Below are 7,040 nucleotides of genomic sequence, written 5' to 3'. Positions count from 1 at the left end.
TCAACCTCAACCTCAACCTCAACCTCAACCTCAACCTCAACCTCAACCTCAACCTCAACCTCAACCTCAACCTCAACCTCAACCTCAACCTCAAACCATCAGTTTCAGTACTGCCCCCACCAATGCGGCAGTTGGTGGAGTAACGTACACACCCATGGTGATCTCGACTTCTGGCTTGCCAGTTACGATTACAGTAGATGCAAGCAATACCAGCATTTTCTCAATCAGCGGCGGTGTTGTATCTTTTCTTGCGCGCCGGTCACTAGTAGTGTTCTGGGTAAGATTTTCACCGAAGTCATTAGTAGTCCAGTCATAGGGGAGTTGATGATAAATTCACAATTGCAAGTCCGAGACCCAAAATAACACATCTACAGAACCTGCGACACTCCTGACAGGTCAGCTTAATTGCAACGCAGTCAATGATGGCGCTTGTGCTACTAATAATTTTAATCCAACGGGTTTAGTTGCTGCTTCTGTGTGTACAGCTGGCTCTCTCTTGGTGGAGTTCTACGGCGTCTTCAAGTGCGTGGTTTCAGGCCTTTTCAAATCAAAACGATGATAATCAGCAACTCGCGGAACAGTCTGCAATGATGAGTGTTGCATGTGTGCAGACATTAACTCCTTGATTCTTCACCCGTCACCCGGATGTTTAATTCACATGAACATCTGAGAAAAAGGTTGCTAGCACTTTTTGTCAATTACTCAAGTAGGTTGGATTCTTTAATGCATAGAACTGGCGCATTAAACATATAACCGCCATTACGAATAGTTATAATCAATAGGGGTTTTTTTGCATCTACTTCTATTTTTTGTCGTAAACGACTTATTTGGACATCAACTCGGCGATCTAAAGGATTTAAATCACTATTTTTAGTAATTTGTAATAAAGACTCTCTGTCTAATACATGTTGAGGTTGTTGTACAAAAGTAAGTAGTAAATCATATTCACCAGCGCTTAACGATAACTCCTGCTTATTATCTTCATTAAACACGCGTCTGGATGCTGGATAAAGCCGCCAATTATTAAATACGAAAATTTCTTTTTCCTGCTCAGGGTGTTGTTGTGCGCGCATAACACGTCGATTAATGGCACTGACACGTGCATGTAATTCTCTTGGATAAAGAGGATTAATAATAAAATCGTCGGCGCCTGCTTCAAGTACCTTAATACAGACTTCTTCATCCGCATGATCACCAATCACTAATAACGGTGCAGGATAGGTGGTATACAGTTGATGAATCGTTTGTAAATTATTTTTCAAAACAGACCAATGAATTAATAGTGCAAGCGGTATTCCAGCATGGGGATGAATAGGAGTTAATGTGTCTTGTTGCAGTATTGCTATATTAAATTGGGCAAAGTAATTTTTTAACTCGTCGTTTACCGGAGTCTTATCGATAAACAGCAGATAGCTGGAGTCGGACATAAGTTCAATCCTGCGTTTCTATGCGGCATGAGATGTTAATTTTGGCAAGATTATTGTCGACTTGCAATTATTTTCGATGCTAACGTACTAATGTTTCAGTCATTAAGTTGCTACAGGAGAATAAGAATGACTCACAATACAATACATGGATCGGTTGGTTCTTTAGAGATGATGAAACATGTCAGTAAATTGTCAGATCATCTAAAGCACCTTGTTGCTCAACCTTATCATGATTTATGGTTGAGCGCGTTAATTGATTTTTTGCGTCACCATAACCTCCACCATATATTTAGGCTTGATTTTCATCCAAATAAGCATGTTGTATCCTGATGGCTAATCAGTGGGTGAGTATATGGTATTAATATTATTATTATCCGAATAGGATCCAGCAAATTGGGCTTGTGGGTGAGTACGTGCGAACGGTCGAATCATAATGCTCAAAAGCTCAAGTGATGGATACCAAGGAGGATTATTAGTATTTGCATCGAGAGTAACAATCGCAGGTTTTGTATCGCTCACAGCAAATAAACAATATCCCTTATTTCTTGCTGAGCAACCTGTGGCAATTTTGTAGCCAGGGGTATTTAGTTTCATGCTAATGGATGAATAAGTATAATGAGGGATCGCGTTGTTGTTATATTTAATGATAAAGACGATACAGTGTAATTTTGACATGATAAGGGACCGTTGCCATTAAGGCATAAAGTGAGATTGATATTCGCAGGAGTCCCAGTTGCAGCAATATTAAAAAGTAAGCCTGATTGAAGGATTGTATGGTTTTGTTTTAATGCAGAAGAAAGATTAGGATCTGAGAAGTTCACAATCAATAAATTTATGAATGGGAAATCATTTGCGATTGAAGCACATAGGCGTTGTAGCCAAAACATTTATTCCCCTCAAGGTAATGGCAGAAATAACTCTTTATCATAAAATTGCTGCATTTGTTGATACATGTGTATGGCTGGAGTAGATTTAGCAAAGTCACTGTGCAAATTATCAATCCATAATCCGGTAGCAAGATTTTGAATTACCGCAATATAAGTCTTTTTATTAGGATAAAGAGCAAGAACCCAATCGCCGTTAATTATTCCATACAATTTTTGTTTTCTCACCGTGTTGATTTTATTTGACTTAATTTCAAGTTCGCCACTAATCGGATTGACATTATAAAAACGTTTACCAATTTCAATGGATTTTTGTTTGGAAAGTAATTGGTTAGGAAACATGCCACTTTCAATGAAAAAAAAACGTTTTGGTAAAGCAAACCGAGGATTAAGGAGAGATGATAATAAAGAAATACCATCCATTTTTTGTAATGTGTTTAAGTGAAGAAAATCAAGGATGGTTGGAGCCAGGTCAATTAATGCCACCCGTGTATTGACTTTAGAAGTTGGCGTTATAATTTTTCCGTTTTCATAAAGTCTAAACGCTAAGACACTGTGGTATTGCTTGGGGCTTAATATGTCTGAACCATGGCCGGCACTTTTATTCAATACGGTTGCTGTGTGCTGTTTCAGGTATTGTGCAAATTTGCTCGGATGTTTACCTACATAATTATGATAATTGGTTAATCTTGAGTTAGGGTAATATAATACTTCACCGTGATCACTCAATATAAGCAATAGGCTATTTTCAAAATAATTTCGTTGTTGCAAGTAATTGAAAAAAGATTGAAATTGTTTGTCTATTCTTTGTAAAGATTGTTGATAAAGTTCTTCACGCTTCTCAATACTGAATTCATTATGGACTTGCTCTGGTAACGATTTTGCCCAAGCATAAGGCCAATGTGGAAGGGTAAAGTGTGTTGCTAAAAAAACGGGAAAATGGTGTACTTCCTTAGAAAGCTCATTTTCAAGTTTTCTACTAAAAGTTTCTGGATAATAAGAAAAAAAACTGGCACGATTGCTGTAATTAAAGGGAAATAGCCAAGCACTGATGCGAAAATTAATTAATAAATTCCCCAAAGGAAAATCATTAAATGTTCCCAGTAGCATATCATTTACACCTGTTTTAGGACCAATAATTTTTTTAAATCCGTAGTCTTTATCAATATTATTAAATCGTCGATCATCTGTAGCAAAAATAGTGTCGTACCCATTTTTTTTTAAAAGCCATGCAATGCTTTCTTGGCTTTTAACCATGCTTCTAGCAACTAAATTTTCTTCTGCATAATGATGTTTCGTATATAAACCGGTTAAAATGCTTGTCCAGGCAGGGTAGGTTCTTGCCAATGGGCTAATGGCATTATTAAATTGGGTGCTGTTTTTAATTAATTGCGAAAAAAATGGCATATTTTGTGAATTGATGCTTTCTGGACTTAGTGAGTCAATACCTAAGATAATTACATTAGGTTTTGTGCTTGGTAGTGGTTTGATTATGCGGTTATTAAGGTTTAAAGCAAAGAAACAAAGTATGGGAAAAGTTATAAGCAGCGTATACATGCTTTGGCGATAACATAAACTATTAACTATTAAAAAACACAAAGCAGATCCTGAAATGAGCAATACAATCACTATGAGCAGGATAGGAATTGGTGGAGACAATAATTTGCTGAATATACTGAGTGGAAAATAGTACGCATTGGCACAAAGTATGACAGAAGCACACAAAAACCAAATAATAATTTGCCATTGATCCGGAGAAAAATGATGCCAGGGGCGTTTTAATATCCCCAGTAGTAAAATAGTTTGGAATAGAGACAAAAGTAAATAAAGGACAATATGGATGCCTATTGTAATCAGTATTTGTTGCCAAGCTATTTCTGGAAGAAATATTGAACGAACAAAACTTTTGTTTTGTACATACAACAAACTTGCTTGCAAGATAAAAAAATACAAATTAAATAGTAAAAAATAGATAAAATAGGAACATTTGCTTTGAGTTGGTTTCATACTGATTCAGCGGCAGGGCTATTTATATGCCAATTATAGATATAACTATCGATGTTGTTGATGTGTTTGAGCTGGCTTTGCAGCGGCTCTTTGGCAAATTGTAATAAATGAATGATTACATCGTGTTTAGTACCGCCAAAATCTTGTTCATACCAATCATAGAGTTTGGAGATAATAAGTCTTCCTTCAATAACACTAACTCCTCTATATGAATTAACATAGTTTGATGCCGCATTATTTAATTGTTCTTCCAGAATAGCGCCTTGATAGGCTTTACGATTTAAGTTAGGAGCGCCAATACTGGCATTGTTCAAGGTGTAGTGGGTGCGCGGATCATTCCAAATGGCTCGAATAATACGATTATTAATATCATCTAATGTTAAATAGGTATCTTTGATTTTAATCAAATTAGCACCCCATGGGCCTACACTGAATAAACCGTGAGAAATATTAACTTCTTGAATGCTGGAAACAGGATAATAATTTGCTATTGTTTGTACAGTAAGCGCATTGTAAACATTAATCCAATAGGCTAATTGTTCTACACGGTTGTAATTATTAATGTTAATTTGCGTCATGCTATTTAAATAATCTGTAAGCAGGTTTAAATCAATTTGGGTCATGTGTGCATAATCAACAAGATTAATATTTTCATCATTTGTAACTACACGACGGTTTAAAAATTGTTGCCATAAATGATGAGAAATGATTTCTTTCGATAGAGGGTTATTCACTTCCCATTGTGGCCATAAATTTTTATAAAAAGTGGCCTGTGCTAATCCTGTGATGAGAAGCATTGATAAGATAAGGTATTTATTGCGATGCATAGTTTTAAACATTAATCAAAGCTCTATTGCGCAGGGCATTACCAATCGTATTTCCATCTAAAAACTCTAATTCAGCGCCTGATGGAATTCCATGAGCTAGTTGGGTAATATTAATTGACTGTTCGCTGAGAAGCTGATGAATAAAATGAATGGTGGTTTGTCCTTCAATAGTTGGACTTAAAGCTAGAATTACTTCTCGAATTCCTTCCTCAATGATCAGAGCTTTAAGTTTGGGCAGCCCTATATCCTCTGGACCTAATCCATCAAGAGGCGATATTTTTCCCATGAGAACAAAATATTTACCTTGAAATGAGTTACTTTGTTCTATTGCTGAGACATCAGCAGGATTTTCTACCACACAAAGCAAAGAGGAGTCCCTATTTGGATTCTGGCATAGTGCACAAAAAATTTGTTCTGTATAATTCATACAGCGCTGACAATGAACAATATTGGTCATTGCTTTCTCTAGACACGAGGCGAGGTGAAGGCCTCGTTGTCTTTGATGTTGCAGTAAGTGAAACACCATCCGTTGGGCTGATTTGGGACCGACGCCTGGCAGGCAACGAAGTGCCTCGACCAAGCAATTTAACATATCCATTGTCAGGATTATTCCTTATTATCGCCCATTAAATCAGTTGGAATATTTAAACCTGCAGTTAACTGACTGATTTTTTCTTTAGAGGCTTTTTCAATTTTACGTACCGCATCGTTAATTGCTGCAGCAATTAAATCTTCCAACATTTCAACATCTTCTTCCATCATTGTTTGTTTGATTTTAACTTCGGTTGCATCATGACGCCCATTCATTTTAATGCTAACCATGCCACCACCAGCTTCACCAGTAACTACTAATTGGCTTAATTGCTGTTGCGCTTCTTGCATTCGTTGTTGCATTTTTTGCGCTTCTTTCATCAGGTTGCCAAGATTTTGATTCATATCCATCATAAAGCCTCAATTGTTTAGGGTTTAAGTAACCTCAACACGCCATAGGGTAAGGTTGAGGTATAGAGTTGCATATTATAAGTCATCTTTAAGCGGGACAATAGAATTTTTGACCAATTCTGCTGAAAATTCTTGCTTCAGCTGCTGAAACATCGGGTCATTATGCAATGCTGCTTCTGTTTTTTGTTGTGTATGTTGTGTTGCTTGTTCTTTTTGTTGTGCAGGAGATGATTGAACTGACTGGTCACTATTAAGAATAATTTTTATTGGGCCTTGGTAGTAACGCGCAAGGGCCGTTTCAATTCGTTTCAACAAAGTTGGGGTAAATAAAGATTGATATCCACGCGCAACCCGTAAGACAACATTGCGTCCTTCTCGGGAGAGCAATTCGGTATTTTCTATGGCATTAAGTGCTAAGCCAGTTAATTTTAAGTGGGGAATAATATCGGCCCAGCGTTGATTTTCATTCGCAATCACAGGTTTTTCTTCTTTTGGTACTGCATTTGTACTTATGTTTTCTTTAAGTACTTTTTCCAAAATATTTGTGCTCTCTTCTAAAGAATTTTCTTCCTTAGGCGAGGTGTATCCTTCTACGCATAGGGGAGGAGTTTCATTGATGTGAGAGAAAGAAAGAGTAGTTACATTCGGGGCAGGCCTGAACGTTAACATGCGCAACATCGTCATATTAAAACCTATGACTAAGGTAGGAGCTAAATGAATTTCTTCACGTCCTTTTAGAGCAATTTGATAAAAGAGCTGGATGTCTTCGGCTGAAAATTGTTGTGACACAGTTTTTATTTCAGCTGATGGGCTGAGTAGTGCATTATGATCACCGATATTTTGATATACCGTGATTTGATGAAAATAATTTAGTAATTCATCCAGAACATATTGAAAATGTCCTCCTTCTACCGCAATTTTTTCACTGATGATTAGTATCTGAGGAGGATTTT

General features: G+C 36.9%; 9 protein-coding genes. 2 read left to right on the top strand and 7 right to left on the bottom strand.

Annotated features, from left to right (window positions below):
- Positions 1–316: hypothetical protein (locus tag WA877_RS02165; protein ID WP_425169301.1), on the top strand; the 316-nt coding region annotated here is incomplete at its 5' end.
- 382 nt (positions 317–698) lie between these two features.
- On the opposite strand, the gene WA877_RS02160 is transcribed toward WA877_RS02165, so the two are convergent.
- Entirely contained in the window at positions 699–1,427 is a 729-nt protein-coding gene (locus WA877_RS02160) for a winged helix-turn-helix domain-containing protein (protein WP_425169300.1), read from the bottom strand.
- A 126-nt stretch (positions 1,428–1,553) separates the two neighbouring features.
- Between WA877_RS02160 and WA877_RS02155 the strand changes: the two genes are divergently transcribed.
- Positions 1,554–1,757: a hypothetical protein gene (locus WA877_RS02155; protein ID WP_425169299.1), complete on the top strand. Its 204-nt coding sequence runs from the start codon at positions 1,554–1,556 to the stop codon at positions 1,755–1,757.
- 3 nt (positions 1,758–1,760) lie between these two features.
- Here WA877_RS02155 and WA877_RS02150 read toward each other — a convergent pair whose 3' ends face one another.
- The 6 genes from WA877_RS02150 to WA877_RS02125 form a co-directional block, all read right to left on the bottom strand.
- Positions 1,761–2,102 carry a hypothetical protein gene (locus WA877_RS02150; RefSeq protein WP_425169298.1) on the bottom strand — a complete coding sequence of 114 codons (342 nt, stop codon included), beginning with the start codon at positions 2,100–2,102 and terminating at the stop codon, positions 1,761–1,763.
- 221 nt (positions 2,103–2,323) lie between these two features.
- Complete coding sequence (locus WA877_RS02145; protein ID WP_425169297.1) at positions 2,324–4,318, bottom strand: sulfatase-like hydrolase/transferase; 1,995 nt, start codon at positions 4,316–4,318, stop codon at positions 2,324–2,326.
- Entirely contained in the window at positions 4,315–5,157 is an 843-nt protein-coding gene (locus WA877_RS02140; protein ID WP_425169296.1) for a DUF547 domain-containing protein, read from the bottom strand. The genes WA877_RS02145 and WA877_RS02140 overlap by 4 nt, the downstream gene beginning before the upstream one ends.
- Positions 5,150–5,743, bottom strand: a complete 594-nt coding sequence (recR, locus tag WA877_RS02135) for a recombination mediator RecR (RefSeq protein ID WP_425169295.1) — start codon at positions 5,741–5,743, stop codon at positions 5,150–5,152. The genes WA877_RS02140 and recR overlap by 8 nt, the downstream gene beginning before the upstream one ends.
- A gap of 8 nt (positions 5,744–5,751) precedes the next feature.
- Positions 5,752–6,087, bottom strand: a complete 336-nt coding sequence (locus WA877_RS02130) for a YbaB/EbfC family nucleoid-associated protein (RefSeq protein WP_425169302.1) — start codon at positions 6,085–6,087, stop codon at positions 5,752–5,754.
- 75 nt (positions 6,088–6,162) lie between these two features.
- Positions 6,163–7,040, bottom strand: an 878-nt coding sequence (locus tag WA877_RS02125; RefSeq protein ID WP_425169294.1) for a DNA polymerase III subunit gamma/tau C-terminal domain-containing protein, incomplete at its 5' end; no start/stop codon positions are given.

It is taken from the genome of Legionella sp., assembly GCF_049790535.1.
GTDB lineage: Bacteria > Pseudomonadota > Gammaproteobacteria > Legionellales > Legionellaceae > Legionella.
The sequence above is the reverse complement of the archived record's forward strand: the minus strand, read 5'-3'. Positions and strand labels throughout refer to the sequence as shown.

Bases quoted from the DNA above. Each gene is read 5' to 3' on its own strand.
- WA877_RS02160 (WP_425169300.1), bottom strand. From the start codon at position 1,427: ATGTCCGACTCCAGCTATCTGCTGTTTATCGATAAGACTCCGGTAAAC.
- WA877_RS02155 (WP_425169299.1), top strand. From the start codon at position 1,554: ATGACTCACAATACAATACATGGATCGGTTGGTTCTTTAGAGATGATG.
- WA877_RS02150 (WP_425169298.1), bottom strand. From the start codon at position 2,102: ATGTCAAAATTACACTGTATCGTCTTTATCATTAAATATAACAACAAC.
- WA877_RS02145 (WP_425169297.1), bottom strand. From the start codon at position 4,318: ATGAAACCAACTCAAAGCAAATGTTCCTATTTTATCTATTTTTTACTA.
- WA877_RS02140 (WP_425169296.1), bottom strand. From the start codon at position 5,157: ATGTTTAAAACTATGCATCGCAATAAATACCTTATCTTATCAATGCTT.
- recR (WP_425169295.1), bottom strand. From the start codon at position 5,743: ATGGATATGTTAAATTGCTTGGTCGAGGCACTTCGTTGCCTGCCAGGC.
- WA877_RS02130 (WP_425169302.1), bottom strand. From the start codon at position 6,087: ATGGATATGAATCAAAATCTTGGCAACCTGATGAAAGAAGCGCAAAAA.